We start from the raw sequence: 25,373 nt of genomic DNA, 5'->3' as shown, positions 1-25,373 counted from the left end.
ATTTTTTAATTCGGACATACCGTAGAATCATCTTTAATCAAAGTGGTAATATAGGTAGGCGGACATAACTCTTCGGGTAGTTTTTCAATTTGATTTCCAGTGATATACAGATTAAGCAGGTTTTGCATGCTATCAAGCTCGCCCGGTATTTCTTTTATGAGATTATTTTTCATTTGAAGTTCAAAGAGAAAAATCAAGCTGGTAATATCAGAACTGATTTTACTTATTGAATTGTCGTTCATTGTTAATTTAATTAATAAACTTAGTGAAAAAACTACCTCGGGAATAATCTCAAAATCATTTCTTGACAGATATAAATATTGTAACCCTTCTAGTAATTGAAGTTCAGCAGGCAGTTTGGTCAAAAGATTGTCTGACAAATCTAGGATCTTTAAATTTTCTAACGCACCGATTTGTTGTGGTAATACTTTCAATTGGTTTTCTTCGTAATCTAATATTTCTAGATTTTCGAGTTGAAAAACTGCATCAGGAAAATCTTCGAACTTATTGTTAGATAGCTTTAACTCTCTCAATGCTGTCATCTGTTTAATTTCGGAGGGTAGTTTCGTTAAAAAATTATCACTAATGTCTAAATCGATTAAATTGGGCAATTGAATTAATGCTTCTGGAAATTCGGTAAACAAATTTTCATTTAAATCGAGATCCTCAAGTGAAGTTAACTGACCAAATTCTTGCGGTAGTTCTTTGAGTTTATTGTTGTCTAATTCCATATATTTCAAATTTGTCAACAGCCCTATCGTTTTAGGTAATTCTGTAAGATTAACATTATCATCTAAATCGAGTTCTTTAAGCTTTCTAAAATAACCTATTTCATCAGGGACAATCGATAGATTTTCATCCAAATGTAAATATTCAACATAACCGTCTTCTGTTAAATCCACGTCGTTCCAATCATCGATATCCTGTTCGTTATAATTCCACTCCAAGGTGTTTTGTGGGTTGGCCTCACTAATAGCAATCAACAAATCGCGCTCGGTTCTTATATTAACCATATACTCGGTCGTTGATCCATCGGCAGCGGTGACGGTATAAGTTACAGGTTCACTAAAATCTTGTAAGCCCTCTGGAGTATAACTTGCACCTTCCGACACTTCCAAAGTTGGGGAGAGAAGGGTAACATCGGTCATTGCCGAAGTAATCAACCGTACGCTCTTCGTATCATCATGAACTGTACCCACCAAATTTTCATTAATGTCATTGGAGATTTTTAATAAGGTAAAACCAAGCAATTGACTCTCTGAACTCTGAATCTCGCTGACACTTATAACATAAGTGGCAGTACTACCATTTTCTGCCGTAATGGTATATGTTACATTATTCGTAAAATCTTGAGGACCTTGTGGACTATAACTCGCTTTATTAGAAAGGGTTAGCGTAGGTGTTAATGAGGTCAAGACCGTACCGATTGGCACCATTACTATTGCTGTTTTTGTTTCTTGCGATACTGTACCATTAACCGAACCTTGAACATCTGGATTGGCTTGAGAATTAAAAGAAACAGTTAATAATTCTTTGGCATCACTTTCGATAATCGGTGCGTCATCATTTTTTTTACTACACCCAACTGCTATCATCAAGAGTAATAAAATGGTAATTTTTGTTTTATTTTTCATAACATAAAGTTTTGATTATTATTTGTGCAAGATATTTTCATAGCTGTTTAAAACCTTCAGGGTTTTCCCTGAAAGAAAAAACTCAGGGTTTTCCCTGAGAAAAAGTATTTAGGATTAGTAAATAAGAGTAGTCAGGAGTACTTTTAAATAATAATTTATTCAACAGACAGGTATTAACACCCCATCAGAGAGTATTTGGGCAAATAGTAATGTCATATCGCAGCTATTACTTTTAGCATTTTTGGGTTTTTTAAAAGTCCGCCATCAAGCACGTCCATCACGAAAAGGCTGGGGTTCTCATTTCCTTCAATAATTGTCGGTCCGGTTGGTGTTATAGCTACATCCCAACCTATAAAACCATTAGGAATATGTTCTGTGGCTTGTTTAACTAGCTCACAAGCTTCTTTAAAAAAAGGTATTTTAAAACCTTCAAATAGAAATGCGGTATCAGGGTGCCGTTCTAGTTCCCCGCCACCAAATTCCATATCTACGTACGATAAGCATTTTAGCGTACCTGACTCTTGTACTATACCAACCGAAAGTCCGCCAGAAGAACCATTATCAACAACACTACCACCAGCACCAAAACGAATAAAAGAAGTAACGACCTCAACCTTGTCTTTATTGAGGTATGTAAGTATACGAAGTGTATTTATTGATTTAGCATAGATACGATTGATATCGTGGTGCTGTGCTATGACTTCGGTATGGGTATAATCTCCCTGTAATAGGTTTTTAAATTCAGCTTTCAACTTCTCGCAATAGTTCTTTTTATCCAATTTGAAACATCCCTTGCCCCCTAAGAGAGCCAAAGGCCTAAAAAATATAGCTTGCAGATTTGTAGTATCAAATATCAAGCTATAGAATTGAATTAATTCGTCAAGAGTTCGTAAGTGACTTACCTTATTTTGACAAAAAAATGTTGTCTCAAAATTATGGCCTAAAAGTGTTGGTGTGGGAATAGAATTTTTTTCACAATACAGCGAAAAATTCAGTTTATTATTTAAGATAGAGGTATACTCTGGCTTGTGTAGTCGGGTACTGGCTTTTATTCTGCGTACCAACTTAGAGCCCATATATTCTCGATAATTTGTAATATCTTTTCTATACAAATGCTTAAAATAATACATTGGCACCTCCTTTTTAGTGGCCCAAAGCACTAACACCTCTTTACATATCTTAAAAAAGTTTTTCTTATTAGAATCTTTAAAAAAAACCTTGATTCTACCAGGTTTGTTAAAATGCACAATCATTACTTTATACCGTTTTCGGTTTTTTCTTCATATGGTTCAATACCTTCTTCCGTTTCCCCGACGATAACAGTGGTATCTCGTCTACGTAGGTTATTTTGATTATGGCATTGCTGCCCAAACAAGCTTTGAATTCGTCTAAAAGTTCTTTCTCTCTTGAAAAATCTGCTATGGGATTCAGTATAAATTCATACCGATGCCTATCTTTTTGTATAAACTGAAATTGATTCAGTTCATCGTATTTCCACATGCTATTAGAAAGAAGAAGCGATGAAATCGGCATACCTTCCGTATCATAAATCGCATCCATACGTCGACCTTCTACTTTTTTTAGCACATACTGAACCACACCTTGCCTTTCAAATTTTCTCAGCACACCCAAATCTCCTGTATCGTAGCGAATCATAGGCATGGCGCGGTTAAAGAAATCTGTCACTATTATTCGGCCTGTTTCGCCTTGCTCGACCGGAGTGTCTTCATTAAGTTTTAATATCTCGATGTGATAACTTGCCAGATTCAATAGAAAATAATTGCCACAAAATACAGTCTGCTGGGCAAGTAATCCATTTTCTAAATTGGCATAACGCGATACTACGGGACAATCAAAATGGTGCTCTAAATATTCTTTTGTATTGGAATCGAGTGATTCAGACATAGCAACTATCGAAATTACACCCATTTTCGATAGGTCGGTTTGGTTTCGACTTAGGTACTTTACGATTTGATCGAGGGCTGAAGCGTATGCCAATATACTTACAGGGGCTTTATCTGCTTTTATATCACTCAATAGCTGCGCTATCTTTAAGTCATCAAGTTTGAGTACATCTACAGGAACCATATTCTGTATTTTCTGAATTAGTCTTCCCTTTTTATTTCTATCGTTCCAAAGCTTTAAATAATAAATTTTAGTTCCCCATGGATGAAAAATCGTATCCCAAAAAAACCGAACATCCGCTTTATGTCGTCTTCTTTTGCTATTATCATGAAAAACAGTAAAAGGTGTACCGGTTGATCCACTAGTAGTAGTTTTGTATGTTTTGGTTACTACATATTGGGCAGCGCAAAAAGATTTAGAATGCTTTCGTATACTGTTCTTATTAATCACAGGAAAACAGTCCAAAGAAACAGTTTTCAACCCTAATGCCCTGTAATATGGTACAGTTTTCAATGTATGCTGCAGTATTGCAGAAAGATATTCTTTTCGCTTTTCTATCGAATATTTAGATTCGTGATTCTTATTTATCAAGCGCACAGCAGTATAGTGCTTACGAACCTTCGCCCCTTTTAAACAATCAAAAAACCAAAAAATAGTATTTCGAAATGTAGCAGTTTTTCGGACATTCTTAAGCTCGGTTGTTCTATTCATAATATAAGCTTGTTACTGTCTAAATTGATAATTTACAAATAGAAAGGTGGTTGTTATCTCCATTCAAATAAGGGTCACAAGGGTTTCTTTGCCTTACGAAACGTGCTGGAGAACCGTACACCACACTACTCGACAAAACATCTTTGATAACCAATGAACCTGCCCCGATAAGACTGTGCGCTCCAATTGTGATATTCTCTATAACATTTACTCCCAGCGATATAGCTGAATATTTACCAAGGAAAAGATTGCCCCCAGTACAGACGCCTGATGAAATACTAGAAAAATCACTCATTTGGCCATCATGACCGAGTGATGAATTTGTATTAAGAATGCAGAAATCACCAATAATTGAATTCGCATTGACAAATGCACCTGGCATTATAACAGATCCTTTACCTATTTTAACACCTAGACCAATGGTTGCACTGGGGTGAATAGATGTTATCATCTCTAATTTAGGCTCGATATTCATGATTTTTTCAATCATACCTTTTCTAGACCAATTATTGCCAATTGCCACTATGATACCGGATATGTTGTATTTATTCATGAGATAAGGAAGGTCATTTTCAGTACCTAAAACTTCTAAGCCGTTAAGCAGCCTTCCTTTTCTTTTATAAGAATCAATAAAACCAATTACATTATACCTACCTTCCTTAATAAGACTATCTAAAACCATTGCCCCATGCCCTGATGCTCCTGCTATTAATACATTTTTCATATTAGAATTACTTTGGTTATATATACTTGCTAAAGTATTCTGATACGAGTTGAAAACCTTCGGGGTATTCCCTGAAATAAAAAACTCAGGGTTTTCCCTGAGAAATAGAGGTGCGAAGTTTGAATTTGTAAATTTTAATCTTAGATATAGTGCAATAGTCGCCTAGTCGTGTTCCTAGTTTCTAAACCGCGTTTATCTTGGGCGAAGCCGAAAGGTTTGAAATGGCAGTGGTAGTTATTAAACGATTAATCTTTCAACAATTCCTGCTCAATTGCAATCTTAACCAGGCCAACACTATTTCTAGCACCTAGCTTACTAATTAAATTCATACGATGGGTTTCCACGGTTTTGGGGCTTATAAAAAGTTGTTCGGCTATTTCTTGAGTGGTCATTTCTTCGCAGATGGCAGCAAGAACTTCTTTTTCTCTTCTTGTTAATTTGGGTTTGAGCGTATTTCGTTTTTGCGTACCCAAAGATTGGTTCAATAATTTTTGTTGAATATTTGGTTGCAAATATTGCCCATCTGAAAGTACCGTTTCGAAAGCCTCTAACAATTCTTCTTTACTGGTATTTTTTAGCAGATAGCCGCTCGCACCATTTTTTAAAATACGCTTTACAAAGTTCGTGTCATCATGAGAACTGAGCGCAATTATTTTTAATTCAGGGTACAAACCAAGCAACTGTTTGCACAAATCAATACCATTGATATCAGGAAGGTTAATGTCTAATAACAGCACATCAGGTTGCTCCTCAGAAAGCGCCTCCAAGGTTTTTTCTGCGGATGAATATTTACCCGTAATCTTTATGGAAGACTCGAACTGAAGCATAGATTCTATACCTTGCATAACCAACAAATGGTCGTCTGTAATAGCTACTTTAATCATGCGTTATCTAGTTTATCACTAATAGTTATCGTAATAGAAGTTCCCTTTCCGTCGGATTTAACATCCATTAATCCGTTGAGGTATTCAACTCTAGATTTTACATTCTGCATACCAATACCGTCACTTTTTACATTCGCCACATCAAAGCCTTTTCCATCATCCTCAACGGTCAACTGCAAGTTGTTTTCAACATTACTTAATTGTACATGAATTTCTTTCGCTTCGGCATGTTTGATACTATTGGTGACTAATTCTTGAACAATTCGGAAAAGATTTGCCTCTTGCTTTTTTTTCAATACAATTTCGTCGCCCAGATGTTGAAAAATAATTTCAGGCTCGTGAATAGCGTTCATGTTTTCACAATACGATTCCACAGCTTTAAGCAAATTAAAATCTCTCAAAGATGGTGGTACCAAATTATGTGAAATAGCCCGCACTTGCTCACTACTGGTATCAATCATTTCCACCGCCTCATTGATGACCTGGTTATTGGTTTCTAGTAATGAGGTCAATTTAAATTTGATGGCTGCAAGATCGCCATTGACACCATCATGCAATTCTTTTGCAATTCGCAAACGTTCTTTTTCTTCGCCCTCCATGAGGGATTCTAAGGTTCTGACTTCTTGTTCTTTTTCGATGGTCACCAACTGCTGCTGCATGCGTTTTTGGCGCTGCCGGAAAGAGAACCATAATAATATAGAACCCAATAACAGGGAAACGACAAGTATGCTCATCGTTCTGGTTTTTGATTTGCTTTCTTGAATAGCTAATTGTTGGTCGGCTAATTCCAATTGCTGTTCTGCAATTTCTTTGTCTTTTTTTTCGGTTTGGTATTTTGTTTCAGCGTTTGCAATAGAAGTTTTATTCTTTTCGGAGTTTAAAGAATCATTTATCTTAACGTACTTTTCCAAGTATTTGTTAGAATTTTGAAAATTTCCAGTCATATTTTCAGCCTTAGCCCAGTATTCATACGCATCAACTCCAATGCTTGGAACTGAATTCTTATTATACATCTTTTCAAATTCTTTAAAATTTTCAATAGCTTTTTTGGGCTTTTGAGCCAAAACAAAATGCACCCCTAATGCCATATACGAATACATTATGTTATAGCCATAATTCGCTCGCTTAGATTCATTTAAGGCCTTGATATATGCTTCTTCTGCTTTACTGAAATCTTTTAGTTTATTATAATAATGTCCTACGTTCATATAATAGGTACTCCATACTCTTGGTGATTTCAACTTTTTACAAATTTTCAAACTCTTATCGAGATACATTTTCATATCATCTAATTCATTATTTTCCAAAGCATAAAAAGCTAAGTTTGGTAGGGTTTGAGCAAGAAGAAAGTCGTGATTACTTTCCTCCGCATTTGCGGTTGCTAATTTTAAATATTTGATTGTAAGACTATCAAAACCAGCTACTGAGTAAGTTGATGCAAGGTTATACTGTGTAACGCCCATCTGACGCTTATTACTTTTTGATAATTCAATGACCTTTAGGTTTAACTTTACATTCTCTTCGAATTCAGTCCTATCTCTTAAAGTTGCTGCGTAGTTAGAATAAGCATTGACTAACAAGGGTGTATCCTTTTCTGTTTCTCCAATCTCAATAGCGCTCTTAAAATAATATTTTGCAGAATCTAATTTGTCATTACCGAAAAAATACATACCTCTATCGTTATTAGCCCGTCCAAAATAATATTTGGTTGAGGATTTGGAAAGTTTGAAGGTTAAATCAGAATATTTCCCGAGACTATCATTATTATAGTGAAGATAGGCTCTAGCTATCTTCATATATAAACGAATTTCTGTGGTATCGGATAAGGAAGTTTTTAAAAGCTCTCTTTTCAAACTATCAATCTCCTTAGTCTGCCCCAAGCCAGAAACCGAAATCACTAAAAAGAGAAGTATAAATATGTATTGATTTCTCACAAGTTCTTTGAGTTTGTTTTTTACTATTTTAAATTAATCGGTAATAGTTATCGTAATAGAAGTTCCCTTTCCGTCGGATTTAACATCCATTAACCCGTTGAGGTATTCAACTCTAGATTTTACGTTTTGCATGCCAATACCATCGCCATTAACATTGTTCTCATCAAAACCTTTACCGTCATCTTCAACGGTCAATTGCAAGTTGTTTTCAACATTACTTAATTGTACATGAATTTCTTTTGCTTTGGCATGTTTGATACTATTGGTGACTAATTCTTGAACAATTCGGAAAAGATTTGCCTCTTGCTTTTTATTCAATACTATGGCATTCCCTAAATGTTGAAATGTTATTTCAGGTTGGTGAACCGAGTTCATATTTTCGCAATAGGTACCAACCGCCTCCAAGAGGTTAAAATCTCTCAACGATGGCGGCACTAGATTATGCGAAATGGCACGTACCTGTTCGCTACTCGTATCAATCATGGCCACCGCTTCGTTGATAACCTGATTATTGGTTTCTAACAATGATGCCAATTTGAATTTAATGGCCGCCAAATCCCCGTTGACACCATCGTGTAATTCTTTGGCGATACGAAGACGTTCTTTTTCTTCGCCCTCCATGAGGGATTCTAAGGTTCTGACTTCTTGCTCTCTTTCTATGGTGACCAACTGCTGCTGCATGCGCTTTTGGCGCTGTCGAAAAGAGAACCATAATAAAATTGACCCTAGGAGGAGGGAAACAATTAAGATATTCATAGTGCGGGTTTTTGATTTGCTTTCTGCTAGTGCCAGTTTTTGTTCGGCAATTTCTTTGTCTTTTATTACAGTCTGGTATTTTGCTTCGGCATTTGCAATTGAAGTTTTGTTCTTTTCAGAATTCAAGGAATCATTAATCTTGATATACTTTTCTAAGTATTTATTGGAAATCTCATGATTTCCAATCAATTTCTCTGCTTCTGCCCTTTGTTTAAAGGCCCAGAATTCTAGGCTCCGTGTTGGATTGTTCTCATTAATTTTTTCGAATTTATCAAAACTTTGAATGGCCTTTTCTAAATTTCCAGCCAATACATAATGTTCCCCTAAAGAGATATGACTATACATTTGATGATATGGGGAGTTCATATTTTCAACCTCTTGTATCGCATTTAAATAAGCTTTTTCAGCGTTATCGAATATTTCGACTTTATCATAATAAGCGCCTAGTCTTTGGTAATAATTAAAACAAACTTTCGGTAATTTCATTTTCTCGCAAAGTGTTGACATTTTATCTAGGTAGGCCTTAGCCTCATCTAGATTATTACTTTCAAACGAGTATAGAACTAAATTCATTAAAGTATACGATAGAAATTTATTGTTTTCACCTATCTCCGAACTAGTTAATGCTCGTTTGAAGTACTTTAGACCAAGGCTGTCATAACCAGCATTCCCATAAACTACACCAAGGTTATATTCAGCTTCCGCCAAGTAATAATTATTATCCTGGGCTAATTTTATTACCTCTAAGCTTACTTGAACTTTTTCATCGAAATCAGTATCATCCATAAGTGTTAGAGCATAATTGGTATAAGCGTATCTCAGTAAAAGTGTATCCTTTTTAAGTTTTCCTATTTTGAGAGCATTGTTTAAATAATAACGAGAAGAATCCATTTGATTTCTCGCTCGAAAAGCGAGTCCTAAATTGAGTGAGGTGCGACCTAAAAGATAATCGTTATTTAATTTAGATAACTTCACTCCTAATTTGGCATATTTCGCCAAACTATCTACACTGTAGGAGTGATAGGTATTTGCCAAAGTCATATACATACGAATTCTTGTGGTATCTTGAATTGAAGATTTCAATAGCTCAGCTTTCAAACTATCAATCTCCTTTGTTTGTCCAAAGCTTAATGCAGAACAAAGCAAAATGAAAAGAAGACAGAAGAGTTGGTTTTTCATATGTATTGGTTTTCAGGTTCTTAAAGATACAATTGTTAGCACTAATGTTTTTAAATGTATTTTGATAATAGAATTGCTAAGACCTAGTACAACTACATCATTTCGAATTTTTTTTAGGTTTGATTACAAAAAGTTCAATATCACTTAAATCGATATTAGCTAATTCATTCAATCCTTTTAATTGGTTATTCAAATAAAAAAACAACAACAATACAACCTCAAGTGCTACCAAAAACCACGGGTTTAAATCTTTAACTATAACCGCCAGAGGCTCTGACAATAATGCAGAAGTATTTAGAATGATAAGGAAAAGTAAAACAATTGAAGTTTTCATGGTTCTATATTTAGGATTGTAATTTGCTGCAAGTTGTTAAACCTCAACAATATAATTCTCAGGGTATACCCTGAATTATATTATTCAGGGTATACCCTGAGAAAATCCTAGTTAATTAAAGGTCTAGTCTCAATTAATAATTATAAAACATAGAAATCGGTATATAACTACTAATTCTCTAAATCTATTTTTTGTATTTTTCATCCATACACTTATAAAATGCATATGAAACCTAAATTCTTATTTCCACTACTTATTTTACTACTTAGTATAATTTCCTGTAAAGAAATTAAAAAAGAAAATTCTAAAAACAACACAAAATCTACAGTAGAAAAAAATGACTCTAGAATTAAATTAATATTTGACACCGACGCAAATAACGAATTGGACGACCAATTTGCAATTGCCTATATGCTATTAAACGGTAATACTTTTAATGTAAAAGGAATAACCGTAAACGCCACTAGAAACGATACTGATGTACAAGGCCATTACGACGAGGCGGAACGTGTAATGCAATTATGTAATTTAAAAGATTCACTACCCTTATTAAAAGGTGCTGAGGGAAATTTTGAAGAAATATCTACAAATTTTAATCCTAATGAATATGACGGACAAGATGGAGTTGATTTTATTTTAGAGGAAACAAAAAAAGAAGATGTAATTATTGTTGCTGTAGGAAAACTAACAAATATTGCATTGGCCATTAAGAAAGATTCAACTTTTGTAGACCGAACTAAAATTGTATGGTTGGGTAGTAATTATCCGAAGTCGGGAGAATACAATCAGGACAACGATACCATAGCAATGAATTATGTATTAAACAGTAAAATTCCATTTGAAATGGTCACGGTACGTTATGGTCAACCTTCTGGAACCGATGCCGTAGCCGTTACAAAAGTAGAAGTTGATGAAAAAATGGCTGGATTAGGACCAAAAGCGATTGAACCCATAACTGGAAGGCATGGTGGTACATTTGATAATTTTGGCGATTACGCTGCAAACCTTTTTGAACATATTTTTGAACATTTTGGAACAGACAAAGTCACCCCATCACGACCATTGTTTGATATGGTTGCGCTTTCGGTATTAAAAAATGATTCCTGGGGAGAAACAAAAAGCATTCCATGTCCAATTTTAATAAACAACCAATGGGTTGAACGACCTAATAACAACCGAAAAATTACCATTTGGGAAAATTTCGATCGCGATGCCGTTATTGCTGATTTTTACGAAACAATGAATAATCCGAAGTATGTTTCCGTGAAATAAATAAAAGGATTAGTCTTTAATTCTTTTTGAAATTTTATTTTAGCTCTTTTTATGAAAAGACTTATAACTATATTAATGATGTTTTTCTTTTTAAATATCATTGCTCAAGATTCAATTACTAATACCGATGAATCGCGTTGGCAACTATTTAAATACGATGCTGGCAATATGTTTAAGAGTGTTGGATACTCATACATTCAACCACTTAAATGGAAGGGAAAACAATGGGCACAATTTGGAGGTGTATTAGCTGGCACCGGCGCACTTTATTTAGTGGATGATGAAACTTCAGAATTTATAAAATCTAACAGAGCAAGCGCACCTCCTATTATTAGGGAGTATGGGGAATTTTACGGAAGTCCCGAAAACAATTACATGGTTACTTCAGGAGTTTATTTAGTAGGATTAATTACTAAAAATGAAAAACTTAGAAGAACAGGGGTTCTACTTATTGCATCTGCAACCTCAACTGGATTATTACAACAAGTAATGAAATCTCTTGTGGGTAGAGCTAGACCAGTAGCTGGCTTAGGAAAAGACACTTTTTCCCCATTCGAAAGCGACAGAAATTATCATTCTTTTCCATCTGGACATGCGCTTTTGGCTTTTACTAACGCATACGCCATTGGCAAACAATTTAAAAGTCCATGGGCAAAAGCTGGCATTTATACTTTAGGTGCTATTCCTGGAATATCTCGACTTTGGGATAATCAGCACTGGGTAAGCGATGTGGTTTTTGCTTTTGCTATAAGCATTGCCACTGTAGAGTGTATCGATCGTTATCTCGACAGAAAGTATGATCAAAAGTATAATTCGCACTCTAAAAAGACAAGTTGGAATCTTAATTTCGGACCTGGAACTCTAGGGGTTTCAATGCAATTTTAAATATTTTACTTTTTTTAATTAGCAATTGTCTTAAGTACCTTACAAGGATTGCCAACTGCTACAACATTATCTGGTATGTCATTAACCACAACACTTCCAGAACCTATAACGGAGTTCTTTCCAATAGAAACTCCAGGATTAACAATTACACCTGCCCCAATCCAAACATTATCACCTATATAAATTGGTTCCGCTGTTTCTATCCCAGAATTTCTTGCTTCATATTCCAAAGGATGTGTAGAAGTTAATATTTTTACTCCTGGCGCCATCATAACGTTTTTACCTATATGCACCGGAGCCGCATCTAATATGATACAACCAAAGTTAGCATAGGCATTCTCTCCCCAATGTATATTATATCCATAATCGCAGAGAAATGGATTTTCTATATAAAACCTGCCTGCCGTACTTCCTAAAAGCTCCTTAAAAATATGTCTTCTTTGCTTTTCCTTATCCATTGGAATCTCAGCAATTTTTCTTGTCAATTTACGAGCATTTAATCTTCCAGAGATTAGCTCTTTATCTAATGGATCATAAGGCAAACCCTTTATCATTTTTTCCTTTTCAGTCATAAAAATTCCATTTTATCAAATCAATATTCGAACTAAGAATCTACAATTTATAAATAAATGAATACACGACATTTTTCCATACTTAAGCTACTATTGCAAAAATTATAGCCCTCTCTTTTAACCGCTGTGGGTGAGAATAGCAATTTTTATGAAAAATAATAATTGTTTCCTATTAAACTCCTTCAAATTATTTAATTTAAACCTCTTAAAACCAACCTAATTATGAAAAAAATCCTCATTTTAATTCTATTATTTTCTACAACCAATTTTTATGCCCAACAAACAACCATTCTTAAAGTTACTTCACCCGCAGAAGCGAATATATCACAGGAGCGTATTGACCGAATTGATGCAATGCTTAAGAATGCGGTTACCGAAAACCAAATACCTGGAGTTGTTGCATTAATAGCTCGAAATGGTAAAATTGTTTATCATAACGCATATGGCACTTCTAATGAAAAAGGAGACAAACTCGATAAGAATACTATTTTTAGAATTGCTTCACAAACAAAGGCAATTACTTCAACAGCGGTAATGATGCTTTGGGAAGAAGGAAAATTTAAATTAGATGATCCAATTTCAAAATATATCCCAGAATTTGGTGAGGCTAAAATTCTAGATACATTTAATGAGGCCGACGGAAGCTATACTACCAAACCAGCAGAAAGCCAAATAACAATTAGACATCTTCTAACACATACTTCTGGGTTAGGATATGGTGTAATCGATGGAGACAAACGTTTTCAGACTATTTATAAAAAAGCAGGAGTTACAGATCTTTTTACAACTGAAAAAATCACGATTGAAGAAAGCGTTAAAAAACTAGCAAAACTTCCATTACATCATGATCCAGGCACCGCCTATGTTTATAGTGAAGGTTTGGATGTTCTGGGTTATTTTATCGAGGTAGTTTCCGGATTACCTTTCGATGAATTCTTACGTACAAGAATATTTGACCCTTTGGGTATGGATGATACATGGTTTTATTTACCAAAAGACAAGCACAATCGACTGGTAAATATTCAGTTTAAAAAAGATGGCAATTGGAAAAATTTTCCAACTACTTTCTACAACCCAGATTATCCAAAAAAGGGAGCAAAAAGCTTTTTCTCCGGTGGTGCTGGCCTTTCTAGCACAGCAAAAGATTATGCTACTTTTTTACAGATGTATTTAAATAATGGTGAATTAAATGGTACTAGAATTTTAAGTAGAACAACTGTACAAAGTATTTTGAGTAATCAGTCTGGTGATTTATTTGGTGGAGAAGCTAAGGATTATGGTTTAGCATTTGGGCTAGTTACAAAACGTGGCCAAGACATAGGAGGCATGGGTAGCGAGGGCACTTTTGACTGGGGCGGTTACTTTAACACTCAATATTTTGCCGATCCAAAAGAAAACGTAATTGGTATTTTAATGAAACAAATGCGAGATACCCCAGGTGACGAAACAGGTTGGAAATTTCGTCAGATGATATTCACAACAATAAATGATTAATTATGTTAACCTAACTTGTTGAAGCACATAAAATTCTCAGAACTATAAAAATAAAAACTATGAAATTTTTAACAACGTTGTCAATTTGTTTACTATTTGCCTTAAACGCTCAAAGTCAAAAACTTAAAGTAGAACAAGGCGATTTTAATTTTATTAAAGGGCAAACAGAAATGAATGTTGAATTTGTTTATGATAATTTGACACTCTTAAAAAAGAATATTTCAAACGATGATTATGTTAAAGAACATTCTGCCGAATTAGAGGAAAAGAGTCCTGGCAAAGGGAAAACATGGGAGAAAAAATGGATTACTGCTAGAGAATTAATTTATGCTCCAAAATTTTTAGAATTGATGAACAGATACCTTTACGAAGATGAAGGTTTAAAATTTGGCGAAAATCTAACCGATGCAAAATACACCTTAATAGTTGAAACTTTATGGATATTTCCAGGATGGGATGCTGGCGTAATGAAACAGCCTGCAAAAGTGACTACCAATTTAAAATTCGTAGAAACAGCCAATAAAGACAATGTATTACTTGAAGTATCTAGCAAAAATGCCCCCGGCGATCAGTGGGGTAGCAGCTTTGATAATGAAGATCGTATTGGAGAAGGATATGCGAAAACTGGAAAATCCTTTGCTAAAATGGTATTAAAAAAAGCATTCTAAAATCAAGAGTAGTTTAATGTTAAAAACCTGTCTATAGTTAGACAGGTTTTTTTTGGGAGAAACTTAAAAATGAATTAGATTGCGACCCTACTAATTCATTAGTACAATGACCAAGCATATCTTATTTTTTATAGCGCTTATCATATCCTATTCAGGTTTTTCTCAAAAATTTGAAACAGATAAAGGAGCTCTAGAAAATCTTGCTGAAATCAATCAATATAAAATTGTTTTTAAGTATTCAGACAACCTAGAAATACATAATTATGATACTGAAGAAGCCTTCATAAAAGCACAAGTAGCCAAAAGAGAAAAAAAAGAATCAGGCTCCGGTGAAGAATTCAAAAAATTATGGTTTGAAAATAGAACAAATAGGTATGAACCTACATTCATAACCGCATTTAATAATTTTATGTTAGAAGATCGCCATGTAACGGTTTCAAAACACTACAGCGAGGCAAAACATATAATGATTATAAAAGTACATTTTATTCATCCTGGTATTGATATCGTGTTATGGCACCAAAAAGCGGAATTAGAAGTAACTTTTGAAATTTATAATGTCAATGATTTGGAGAACCCGCTCTATAGCACTAAACCCTTACAAATACATGGAATAGCTGATGGTGATGAATTTGAAAAGATTACTACAGCCTATGGAGAACTTGGAAGATGGTCAGCAAAATTCTTTTGTAGAAAAACTTAATTTTAGCTTTTAGCATTTTCCTTTTCTAAATCTGTTATGTGTGCTACCGTTTTTACTAAACGTGCATGATTTTTCACAAAAGGATTACTTCTATCCCAAACATACCCTGCTAACACAGCACAAATCTGGCTTTTAATAACCGGATTTTCAGACCCACTAAAAAATATTTTTTGAAGATTTCCAGTATACCACTCCTTCACATAAGTACCAAAAACATTTACACCTTCCAAAATATACTGCGTATAATCTACTTCCCAATCAACGGATTCACCTTTTAATTCCTTAACTATTAACTGAGCCCCTAAATGAGCAGATTCAGTAGCAAATGTTACGCCAGATGAAAAAACAGGATCTAAAAATTCAGCACTATTGCCTGTTAACACGTATCCTTTACCATACAGTTGTTTTACTGATTTAGCGACATTCTTAATCATTCTTGGTTCAAATTCATATGGCAAACCATCAAAACGACCAACATAATAATCCGAAAGCTTCATCATTTCACGGAGCCGTTCTTCTTTAGAACCCTTAAATGATTCCAAATATTCAGTTGGTCCAACATAGCCAATACTTGTAATGCCATTAGAAAAAGGTATTACCCACAACCAAGTAGACTGACTAACAATATCAAAAGTTATTCTATGGCCATCCCAACCCTCTGGTCTATTTACATCTTTTACATGTGTAAAAATTGACGAATGCTTACCAATATCTGAAGGCTTATCTAAATCAAGCAAACGAGGTAACACTCTGCCAAACCCACTTGAATCTACTATATATTTTGCTGTTATTTTTGTTTCCTTTCCATCAACATCCTTAATAGTCGTATGCGAGACATTGTCCACAAATTCAACGTCAATAACTTCTTTCTCAAAATCGATATCAACGCCTCTGCTTTGTAATTCATCAGTCAAAGTCTTATCAAATTCTGCTCTAGGCACCTGATACGTCCAATCCCAACCATCGGTATGTTTTTTACTAAAGTCAAATTCACATACAATTGGGCCTTGCATAAAACGTGCGCCTTTTTTTATTTCGAAATTCTTCTTTTTAATACAATCCAACAATCCTACGGCCTCAAAATGATCCATACAACGCGGAATTAAACTTTCACCAATAACAAATCTTGGAAATTTATTTTTTTCTACTACTTTTATTGAAAATCCCTCATTATGAAGGTATGCTGCCGCAACAGCGCCAGAAGGACCTGCACCAATAATTAAAACGTCGATGTTTTCTGACATATTTATATTTAGAGTATTAGCTTCTTCAATCCGTCAAAAATCTTAAATTTGCCGACTGATTTGCTATATATTTTTTCACGTACTAAGGTATTGCATATACCGCACAGAATCAACCATAGATGCCACAAATTAAAGGAAAGTTAGAAATTACAGATTTTTACAGTATTATTTTTGATGAGGAAGAAATTTCTGTTGATGACAAAGTAATACAAACGGTTCAGGAGAGTTTCGATTTCTTGAAGGAATTTTCAAAAAACAAAGTTATCTACGGCGTTAACACAGGATTTGGGCCCATGGCTCAATACAAGATTAAAGATTCGCAAACTATTCAATTGCAATATAATCTAATTAGAAGTCATGCTTCGGGTACCGGAAATCCTATTGCACCAAAATACGTTAAGGCAGCAATGTTGGCGCGTTTAAACACTCTTAGTCTTGGAAACTCAGGAGTACACCCTTCGGCTATTGAAGTAATGACCTCTTTGATAAATAAAAATATTACACCGTTAATTTACGAACATGGCGGTGTGGGTGCTAGTGGCGATTTAGTACAATTAGCGCATTTAGCACTAGTGCTAATTGGGGAAGGCGAAGTATTCTATAAAGGTGAAAGAAGACCAACTAAAGAGGTTTTTGAAATAGAAAGCATCACTCCAATTGAAGTAAAATTACGCGAAGGTCTTGGATTAATAAACGGAACTTCAGTAATGACAGGGGTAGGCATTGTAAATGCCATATACACGCGTAGATTATTAGAGTGGGTCATTAGCTGCTCTTCTGCAATTAACGAAATTGTACAAGCCTATGACGATCACCTTTCATCTGACTTAAATGAAACAAAAAGACACCATGGCCAACGTGAAATAGCACGCTCCATGCGAAGTCATTTAAAAGATAGTTCATTAACTAGAAAACGTGAGCATCATTTATATACCGACACTAACGGAAACGTTTCTGTTTTCGAAGAAAAAGTACAAGAGTATTATTCACTACGTTGTGTCCCACAAATATTAGGGCCAGTTTTAGACACTTTAAACTCGGTAGAAAACGTATTAATAGAAGAAGTGAATTCTGCAAATGACAACCCTATTGTTAACGTTGAAAAAAAGAATGTTTATCATGGCGGAAATTTCCATGGTGATTATATTTCTCTGGAAATGGATAAACTTAAAATAGTCGTTGCCAAAATGAGCATGCTTGCAGAAAGACAACTAAACTATCTATTAAACTCCAAATTAAATGACATTTTACCTCCTTTTGTTAACTTAGGAACACTAGGTTTAAACTTCGGTATGCAAGGGGTACAATTTACTGCTACATCGACAACCGCGGAAAATCAAATGCTTTCCAACCCAATGTACGTGCACAGTATTCCGAATAACAATGACAATCAAGATATTGTTAGCATGGGAACTAATGCGGCCTTAATAACTAAAAAAGTTATTGAAAACGCCTTTGAAGTGGTTGCGATAGAAATGATAACCGTAGTACAGGCCATAGAATATTTACAAGTGCAAGATGTGGTGTCAACAAAAACCAAAAACATGTATGATGCCGTTCGTAAAATTGTTCCCGCATTTAAAGAAGATACTGTAATGTACCCTTATGTTAACCAAGTGAAGGAATATATCACTAACCATAAGAACAATTAAATTAAAAATTATGAAAACTAAATTTATTTTTATTCTCTGTTTATTTATAGGTATTAGTATTTCTTATGCACAAGACCTCTCCTTAGTTTTTAAAGATAGTAAGGTAGGCTACATAGATACCTCCGGCAATGTTGTTTTACAAACCGAATTTAAAAAAGCTGGTAGTTTTTCAGATGGATTAGCTGCAGCTTTAGAAGGTAAAAAATGGGGCTTTATTGATTTAAATGGCAAATGGGTTATTCAACCAGATTATGATAGAGTAAAAGCATTTAATTCGGGTCTAGCATTGGTGCAAAAGGAAGATAACTGGCATTACATTAATACTTCAGGAGAAGCTCTTAAGGTTGAAGAAACTGAAAAATATTACGATTTTAATGATGGCGTGGCGTTGTTTAAAAAAGGAGAACAAGTAGGATTACTTGGTACAGATGGAAAATTGGTTGTTGAACCTAAATTTGAAACCATAAAAAAGTTTTGGAATGGCCATGCCAAATACAAAGAAGGTGAATTGTGGGGACTCATAAATACCAAAGGAGAAGTAGTAGTGCCTGCGAAGTATGATGCAATTGGCACTTATAATGAAAATGGAATATGGGCAAAAAAAGGCACGGAAATTGGCGTCTTAGCTGATGGTAAGTATATTGCAATTTCTGGAGCAACAAAAATTTGGGATTTTGGTTCCGACTCCAATCTTACCTATGCTAAAAAAGGTGAAAAAATAGGTTTTGTAAATAATAAAGGTGAATGGATTATTGAACCAAATTTCGATAAGGTAAGAGGTTTCTCAAACGGATTGGCACCTGCAATGCAAAATAAAAAATGGGGTTATATTAATGAGAAAGGAGAAAATGTAATTGATTTTCAATTTAAAGACGCCGAAACTTTTTCAGCTGACGGTCTAGCACCTGTTAAAGAAAAGCTTTGGGGTTTCATTGATAAAACTGGCAAATTAGTTATCCCAATGGAATATGATATTTCGGCCGGATTTTCTTTTCTTCAAAAAAACGCTCAAAAAGGTTTTAATAATGGACTTGCCAGAGTAAAAACAAAAAAAGGTTGGGGTTTTATCAATACTAATGGCGAATTATTAGGAGATACGTGGTATAAAAATGCAGAAAATTTTGCACCAGCTAAATAACCTTTTACCTATGAAAGAAAATAAAGCTGAAAAAGAAAAATATGCATTAATTACTGGTGGCTCTAGAGGTATTGGTCGTGCCGTTTGCATTCAATTAGCAAAAGATTTAGACTATAAACTTATTATCAATTACAACAGTAACAAAACTGCTGCTGAAGAAACCTTAAAACTTGTTGAAGAAGCTGGAGGTAGTGGAGAATTAATGCAATTTAATGTTGTTGATGGTGAAGCAGTAAAAAACACGCTCGACTCGTGGTTAGAAAAAAATGAAAATTCCATTATAGAGGTAATCGTCAACAATGCAGGTATTACAAAAGACGGACTATTTATGTGGATGCCTAAAGAAGATTGGTCTAAAGTTATTGACACAAGTCTTAACGGCTTCTTTAATGTGACCAATACTTTAATCCAAAAATTACTTGTAAATAAGTATGGTCGTATAATTAATATGGTTTCAGTATCTGGTCTAAAAGGGACTCCAGGTCAGACCAACTATTCTGCTGCCAAAGGTGCTGTTATTGGCGCTACTAAAGCTCTTGCACAAGAAGTAGCGAAAAGAAACGTTACAGTAAATGCGGTTGCGCCAGGTTTTATTAGTAGCGATATGACCGCAGAGCTTGACGAAAAAGAATTAAAAAAAATGATTCCTGCTAATAGATTTGGCACCGCTGAAGAAGTTGCGCACGTTGTTTCTTTTTTAGCTTCTAACAAATCGGCGTATATTACTGGTGAAGTAATAAACATTAATGGGGGTATTTATTCTTAAAGACTTTTCTTAAATTTAGTTTTAGTTCCACAATCTTAAAAATATAATGAAAAGAGTTGTTATTACAGGCATGGGTATATATTCATGTATAGGTCAAAACCTAGATGAAGTAAAAAATTCTTTATTTGCCGGTAAGTCAGGAATTGTTTTCGACCAAGAACGAGCAGATTTCGGATATCGTTCTCCATTAACAGGCATGGTACCTGAACCAAATTTAAAATCGCTACTATCTAGAAGACAACGAATTAGCATGGGGCAAGAAGCTCAATATGCTTTTATGGCTACTCATGAAGCATTGCAAAATGCTAAAATTGACCAAGAATATTTAGATGCAAACGAAGTAGGCATCCTCTATGGAAATGATAGTACTGCAAAATCTACTGTTGAAGCAATTGACATTATTAAAGAAAAGGGGGACACCACACTCGTGGGTTCTGGTTCCATTTTCAAAGGAATGAATTCAACGGTAACCATGAATCTTGCTACTATTTTTAAACTAAAAGGCGTTAATTTCACTATTAGCGCAGCATGTGCAAGTGGGTCTCACGCTATTGGCATGGCCTATCATTTAATTAAAAGCGGCATGCAAGATTGCATTATTGCCGGTGGAGCACAAGAAATTAATAAGTATGCCATGGGAAGTTTTGATGGCTTAGGGGTTTTCGCCATCAATACTGATAACCCTGAGAAAGCTTCAAGACCATTTGACAAAGACAGAAACGGACTTATACCTAGTGGAGGTGGTGCTACATTAATTTTAGAAAGTTACGAGTCTGCCATAAAAAGAGGAGCTCCAATTCTTGGAGAAGTAGTCGGATATGGATTTTCATCTAATGGTGAACATATCTCAACTCCGAATGTGGAAGGCCCTTCTCGTGCTATGCAAAAAGCACTAGTAGACGCTAATTTAGACGTATCTGCAATCGATTATGTAAACGCCCATGCAACATCTACACCCGTTGGTGATGCTAATGAGGCAAAAGCAATTTACGAAGTATTCGGAAAAAGCAACCCTCCTGTAAGCTCAACAAAATCAATGACCGGACATGAGTGTTGGATGGCTGGTGCTAGTGAAGTAATCTATTCAATGCTAATGATGCAGCATTCTTTTGTAGCACCAAACATTAATCTTGAAAATCCAGATGAAGATTCAATTAAATTAAACCTCGTTCGTAAAACTCTAGAAAAAAAAATTGATGTATTTTTGTCTAATTCGTTTGGGTTTGGTGGTACAAACTCAGCACTTATCATAAAAAAATGCTAGCCTGAAATGACCAAAGAAGTTATTATTGAAAAGATTAACGACTTTCTTGTAGACGAATTTGAAGTTGATGAAGAAGAAATGGCTCCTGAGGCTGATCTTAAAGACACCTTAGAATTAGATAGTCTTGACTTTGTTGATTTAGTAGTTGCAGTTGAAAGTAATTTTGGAGTAAAATTAGTTGGTGAAGATTTTGTCACCGTAAAAACACTGCAAGACTTTTATGATTTGATTGAGCGTAAAGTTGCTTAATTACCAATACCTCGCATAAATGGCTAATGAATGGGAAGGAAAATCTAGAGGAAACCTTTTAGGATATAAAATCTATATTTTTGTTCTTAAAAATTTTGGAGTCAACGGGGCATACACACTATTGCATTTTATTGTTCTCTACTATTTCTTGTTCTCATGGCGAGGTTCAAAAGCTATTTACCAATATTTTAGAAAAAGATTAGGTTATTCTTGGATAAAGAGTATTGGCAGTATTTATAAAAATTACTACAAATTAGGACAGACACTTTCTGATAGAGTGACTGTATCTACAGGCTTTAGAACACTTTTTAAATATACGCACGACGGAATTGAAAAAATAGACAACCTCCTACAAAAAAAGCAAGGGGGTATTTTAATAAGTGGCCATGTAGGTAATTTTGAAATCTCACATTACTTTTTGGAAAATAGATATTCCATTAATAAAATCAGCATGGTTACCACCGAAGCTGAGCAAAAAAATATTCAAGAATATTTAGCCCAAATGAGCATGGACACTGCATTGGAACTCATTTTGGTAAAGGACGACATGTCTCATATTTTTGAAATCCATGCAGCATTGGACAAAGGTGGTTTGGTGGTGATAACAGGAGACCGTTTTTTACCTGGATCAAAATACCTAACTGAAAATTTTATGGGTGCACCAGCAAAGTTTCCTTTAGGCCCTTTTAGATTAGCATCGCGCTTAAATGTGCCTGTGCTTTTTGTTTATGTAATGAAAGGGAAAAAAAGAAACTATCAACTATATGCTAGACAAGCCGAAGCAAAAGGCAGAGATGCCCAAGCACTATTAAAAGAATATACAGAAAGCATGGAATGGGTTCTTAAAAAGTATCCCATTCAATGGTTTAATTATTTCGATTTCTGGGAAGATTATAGCTAATTATGAAAAAAGAAGTACTTGTAATTTACTACACACAATCTGGACAATTGTTCGACATTTTAAAAAATGTCACATCCGCTTTGGAAAATAAAAATACTAATATCACTTATTACAAAATAGAGACGAACCCCGAGTTTGAATTTCCTTGGAAACAAAAAAATTTCTACGATGTATTTCCAGAATCTTTCCTTCAAATTCCTCGCGATATTCACCCACCCAAAGAGGAGGTTTTAAATAGAAAATATGATTTGGTTATTTTCGGCTATCAGGTTTGGTTTTTAACACCATCAATACCTATTAATTCATTTTTAAAGTCGGAATACGCTGAAAAACTATTAAAAGACCAACCCGTAGTAACAGTAGTTGCCTGCAGAAATATGTGGCTACAAGCACAAGAAAAAATAAAACGCCTTTTCAAAAAAGTTAATGCGAATTTAGTAGGTCATATTGCATTAGTAGATAGAAACATCAATCATATTAGTGTTATTACAATTGCCCACTGGATGTTCTCCGGTAAAAAAGATCGCTATTTAGGCATTTTTCCAAAACCCGGTGTTTCAGCAAAAGACATTGCAAATGCTAATAGATTTGGACCACCTATAAAAGAAGCCTTAGAAGCAGGAAACTTTTCCGAACTACAGCGTAAACTTGTAGCTCTAAAAAGTGTGAAGATCAATCCATTTTTAATTCAAACTGACGAACGTGGCAACGCCATTTTTTCAAAATGGGCCAATCATCTTATTAAAAAAGGGGATGCTAATAAACCCCAACGCATTAAATGGACACGAATTTTTGAATTTTATTTGCAATTTGCTGTATGGGTAATTACACCAATAGTTTTTATTGTATTTTTGCTGACTTATTTACCCATGAGCGCCAAGAGAAATAGGGATAAAACCTACTATTCTTCGGTAGAATTAAAGGAAAATTAATGAAGGAAGTATACATAACGAGAATAGCTAAATTTCTACCCAATGACCCTGTTGGAAATGATGAAATGGAAGAAAAGCTCGGTGCTATTAATGGTAAAACATCGAAGGCAAGACGTATTGTATTACGAAACAATCAAATAGCTACTCGCTATTATGCCATTGATGAAAATGGCGAGGTAACTCATAATAATGCACAATTAACCAAAGAAGCTGTTGAACTTTTATGTGATGAAGATTTCAAAACTTCAGATATTGAATTATTATCTTGTGGAACATCTAGTCCCGATCAAATTCTTCCCTCACATGCGGCTATGGTACATGGTTTTTTACAAAATGGAAACATGGAAATCAATTCGCCTTCTGGGGCGTGTTGCTCTGGTATGAATGCGTTAAAATTTGGCTATCTATCTGTAGCAACTGGTCAAAAAAATAATGCAGTTTGCACAGGTTCCGAACGCACTTCATCTTGGATGCGGTCCGATGTGTTTGAAGACGAAGTGGATTATTTAAAAGAATTAGAAGAAAACCCAATATTGGCATTCGAAAAAGAGTTTTTAAGATGGATGCTTTCTGATGGATCGGGAGCCGTACTCTTGGAAAATGAACCTAAAGGAAAATTACCACTTAAAATAGAATGGATGGAAGGCTATTCATACGCCTTTGAAATGGAAACTTGCATGTATGCTGGTGGTGACAAATTAGAAAATGGTCACTTAAAACCGTGGAGTGAATATCCGTCTGATCAATGGGGTAAAAAATCATTATTTGCCATGAAACAAGATGTAAAATTACTTTCAGGTAATATTCTTGTTAAAGGTGTTCATAGTCTTATTGATGCAATGAAAAAGAACAATATCACAACAGATGATATTGATTATTATTTACCACATATTTCTTCGAACTATTTTAAAGAAAGATTATACACAGAATTAAAAGAACAAGGTGTAGAAATTCCTTGGGATAAATGGTTTTTGAACTTGGAACGAGTTGGCAACATTGGTGCAGCATCAATATATGTTATGATTGAAGATTTAATGACATCAGGCAAACTTAAAAAAGGAGACAAAATCTTATGTCACGTTCCTGAAAGTGCTCGTTTTTCATATACATATGCATATCTAACAGTATGCTAAATGAATTTAATTAGCACTCCATTAACTGACAAAAATTTTATTGGGAATTTAATTCCCCAAAAAAAGCCTTTTGTCATGGTAGATTCTTTACACTACTATTCAGAAGATAAAATCATCTCAGGATTTACAGTAGAAGTTGAAAATATATTCGCAAAAAATAATTATTTTCACGAAGCCGGTTTAATTGAAAACATGGCGCAATCAATAGCATTACATAAAGGATATACGTACTATAGAAATAAACTTTCTGCACCAGTTGGTTATATAGGTGCTATTAAAAAAGTAGAAATATTTAAACTCCCCGAAGTAAGTAAATCATTAACAACTACCATTAATATAATGCATGAAATAATGGATGTAACATTAGTTTCTGCACTAATTGAATGTGACGGTATAGTAATTGCAAAAGCAGAAATTAAAACTGCATTAGCCAAGTAAA

General features: G+C 34.6%; 24 protein-coding genes. 14 read left to right on the top strand and 10 right to left on the bottom strand.

The window, feature by feature from the left end; translation table 11 throughout:
* Window positions 1-5 precede the first annotated feature (5 nt).
* The 8 genes from ABJF52_RS05695 to ABJF52_RS05660 form a co-directional block, all read right to left on the bottom strand.
* Window positions 6-1,634, bottom strand: a complete 1,629-nt coding sequence (locus ABJF52_RS05695) for a leucine-rich repeat domain-containing protein (protein WP_348147572.1) — start codon at window positions 1,632-1,634, stop codon at window positions 6-8.
* Window positions 1,635-1,846: 212 nt separating this feature from the next.
* Window positions 1,847-2,887 carry a sugar-transfer associated ATP-grasp domain-containing protein gene (locus ABJF52_RS05690; protein ID WP_348147569.1) on the bottom strand — a complete coding sequence of 347 codons (1,041 nt, stop codon included), beginning with the start codon at window positions 2,885-2,887 and terminating at the stop codon, window positions 1,847-1,849.
* A 4-nt stretch (window positions 2,888-2,891) separates the two neighbouring features.
* Window positions 2,892-4,250, bottom strand: coding sequence for a CoF synthetase (locus tag ABJF52_RS05685; protein ID WP_348147566.1), 1,359 nt, complete (start codon window positions 4,248-4,250; stop codon window positions 2,892-2,894).
* 19 nt (window positions 4,251-4,269) lie between these two features.
* On the bottom strand, window positions 4,270-4,974 hold the full coding sequence (locus ABJF52_RS05680) for an acetyltransferase (protein WP_348147563.1): 705 nt from the start codon (window positions 4,972-4,974) through the stop codon (window positions 4,270-4,272).
* A 245-nt stretch (window positions 4,975-5,219) separates the two neighbouring features.
* On the bottom strand, window positions 5,220-5,858 hold the full coding sequence (locus ABJF52_RS05675) for a response regulator transcription factor (RefSeq protein WP_348147560.1): 639 nt from the start codon (window positions 5,856-5,858) through the stop codon (window positions 5,220-5,222).
* The gene (locus tag ABJF52_RS05670) at window positions 5,855-7,792 is read right to left on the bottom strand and encodes a sensor histidine kinase (protein WP_348147557.1); all 1,938 of its coding nucleotides are present in this window, start codon (window positions 7,790-7,792) and stop codon (window positions 5,855-5,857) included. The genes ABJF52_RS05675 and ABJF52_RS05670 overlap by 4 nt, the downstream gene beginning before the upstream one ends.
* A gap of 33 nt (window positions 7,793-7,825) precedes the next feature.
* Window positions 7,826-9,727, bottom strand: a complete 1,902-nt coding sequence (locus ABJF52_RS05665) for a sensor histidine kinase (RefSeq protein WP_348147554.1) — start codon at window positions 9,725-9,727, stop codon at window positions 7,826-7,828.
* Window positions 9,728-9,824: 97 nt separating this feature from the next.
* On the bottom strand, window positions 9,825-10,061 hold the full coding sequence (locus ABJF52_RS05660; protein ID WP_348147551.1) for a hypothetical protein: 237 nt from the start codon (window positions 10,059-10,061) through the stop codon (window positions 9,825-9,827).
* 225 nt (window positions 10,062-10,286) lie between these two features.
* Here ABJF52_RS05660 and ABJF52_RS05655 point away from each other — a divergent pair, with 225 nt between their 5' ends.
* Window positions 10,287-11,333: a nucleoside hydrolase gene (locus tag ABJF52_RS05655; RefSeq protein WP_348147548.1), complete on the top strand. Its 1,047-nt coding sequence runs from the start codon at window positions 10,287-10,289 to the stop codon at window positions 11,331-11,333.
* 51 nt (window positions 11,334-11,384) lie between these two features.
* Window positions 11,385-12,218: a phosphatase PAP2 family protein gene (locus ABJF52_RS05650; RefSeq protein ID WP_348147545.1), complete on the top strand. Its 834-nt coding sequence runs from the start codon at window positions 11,385-11,387 to the stop codon at window positions 12,216-12,218.
* Between the two features lie 14 nt (window positions 12,219-12,232).
* Here ABJF52_RS05650 and ABJF52_RS05645 read toward each other — a convergent pair whose 3' ends face one another.
* Window positions 12,233-12,790: a sugar O-acetyltransferase gene (locus ABJF52_RS05645; RefSeq protein WP_348147542.1), complete on the bottom strand. Its 558-nt coding sequence runs from the start codon at window positions 12,788-12,790 to the stop codon at window positions 12,233-12,235.
* A 222-nt stretch (window positions 12,791-13,012) separates the two neighbouring features.
* Here ABJF52_RS05645 and ABJF52_RS05640 point away from each other — a divergent pair, with 222 nt between their 5' ends.
* From ABJF52_RS05640 to ABJF52_RS05630, 3 genes are all read left to right on the top strand, one after another.
* Window positions 13,013-14,284 carry a serine hydrolase domain-containing protein gene (locus tag ABJF52_RS05640; RefSeq protein WP_348147539.1) on the top strand — a complete coding sequence of 424 codons (1,272 nt, stop codon included), beginning with the start codon at window positions 13,013-13,015 and terminating at the stop codon, window positions 14,282-14,284.
* Between the two features lie 59 nt (window positions 14,285-14,343).
* On the top strand, window positions 14,344-14,952 hold the full coding sequence (locus ABJF52_RS05635; protein WP_348147536.1) for a hypothetical protein: 609 nt from the start codon (window positions 14,344-14,346) through the stop codon (window positions 14,950-14,952).
* A gap of 106 nt (window positions 14,953-15,058) precedes the next feature.
* Window positions 15,059-15,655 (top strand): hypothetical protein, encoded by a 597-nt coding sequence (locus ABJF52_RS05630; RefSeq protein WP_348147533.1) that lies wholly within the window; start codon window positions 15,059-15,061, stop codon window positions 15,653-15,655.
* Window positions 15,656-15,657: 2 nt separating this feature from the next.
* On the opposite strand, the gene ABJF52_RS05625 is transcribed toward ABJF52_RS05630, so the two are convergent.
* Window positions 15,658-16,899 carry an NAD(P)/FAD-dependent oxidoreductase gene (locus tag ABJF52_RS05625; protein WP_348147530.1) on the bottom strand — a complete coding sequence of 414 codons (1,242 nt, stop codon included), beginning with the start codon at window positions 16,897-16,899 and terminating at the stop codon, window positions 15,658-15,660.
* A 119-nt stretch (window positions 16,900-17,018) separates the two neighbouring features.
* Here ABJF52_RS05625 and ABJF52_RS05620 point away from each other — a divergent pair, with 119 nt between their 5' ends.
* Genes ABJF52_RS05620 through ABJF52_RS05580 form a run of 9 tightly spaced genes read left to right on the top strand, consistent with a single transcriptional unit; the run spans window position 17,019 to window position 25,372 of the window.
* Window positions 17,019-18,551 carry an aromatic amino acid ammonia-lyase gene (locus ABJF52_RS05620; RefSeq protein ID WP_348147527.1) on the top strand — a complete coding sequence of 511 codons (1,533 nt, stop codon included), beginning with the start codon at window positions 17,019-17,021 and terminating at the stop codon, window positions 18,549-18,551.
* A gap of 10 nt (window positions 18,552-18,561) precedes the next feature.
* Window positions 18,562-19,689, top strand: a complete 1,128-nt coding sequence (locus ABJF52_RS05615; RefSeq protein ID WP_348147524.1) for a WG repeat-containing protein — start codon at window positions 18,562-18,564, stop codon at window positions 19,687-19,689.
* A 10-nt stretch (window positions 19,690-19,699) separates the two neighbouring features.
* A complete protein-coding gene (gene fabG, locus ABJF52_RS05610) occupies window positions 19,700-20,455 on the top strand; it encodes a 3-oxoacyl-ACP reductase FabG (protein ID WP_348147521.1) in 756 nt (251 codons plus the stop codon).
* Between the two features lie 46 nt (window positions 20,456-20,501).
* Entirely contained in the window at window positions 20,502-21,719 is a 1,218-nt protein-coding gene (locus ABJF52_RS05605) for a beta-ketoacyl-[acyl-carrier-protein] synthase family protein (protein ID WP_348147518.1), read from the top strand.
* 6 nt (window positions 21,720-21,725) lie between these two features.
* Window positions 21,726-21,968 (top strand): phosphopantetheine-binding protein, encoded by a 243-nt coding sequence (locus ABJF52_RS05600; RefSeq protein WP_348147515.1) that lies wholly within the window; start codon window positions 21,726-21,728, stop codon window positions 21,966-21,968.
* Between the two features lie 19 nt (window positions 21,969-21,987).
* Complete coding sequence (locus ABJF52_RS05595) at window positions 21,988-22,869, top strand: lipid A biosynthesis acyltransferase (protein ID WP_348147512.1); 882 nt, start codon at window positions 21,988-21,990, stop codon at window positions 22,867-22,869.
* A 2-nt stretch (window positions 22,870-22,871) separates the two neighbouring features.
* Window positions 22,872-23,801 (top strand): dialkylrecorsinol condensing enzyme DarA, encoded by a 930-nt coding sequence (locus tag ABJF52_RS05590; RefSeq protein ID WP_348147509.1) that lies wholly within the window; start codon window positions 22,872-22,874, stop codon window positions 23,799-23,801.
* Window positions 23,801-24,934, top strand: coding sequence for a beta-ketoacyl-ACP synthase III (locus tag ABJF52_RS05585; RefSeq protein ID WP_348147506.1), 1,134 nt, complete (start codon window positions 23,801-23,803; stop codon window positions 24,932-24,934). Before ABJF52_RS05590 ends, ABJF52_RS05585 begins: the two co-directional genes overlap by 1 nt.
* On the top strand, window positions 24,935-25,372 hold the full coding sequence (locus ABJF52_RS05580; RefSeq protein ID WP_348147503.1) for a hypothetical protein: 438 nt from the start codon (window positions 24,935-24,937) through the stop codon (window positions 25,370-25,372).
* Window position 25,373 lies beyond the last annotated feature (1 nt).

Origin of the sequence: Aurantibacter sp. (assembly GCF_039941195.1) — a bacterium.
Taxonomy (GTDB): domain Bacteria; phylum Bacteroidota; class Bacteroidia; order Flavobacteriales; family Flavobacteriaceae; genus Aurantibacter_A.
This window is presented reverse-complemented; position numbering and strand designations above follow the sequence as displayed.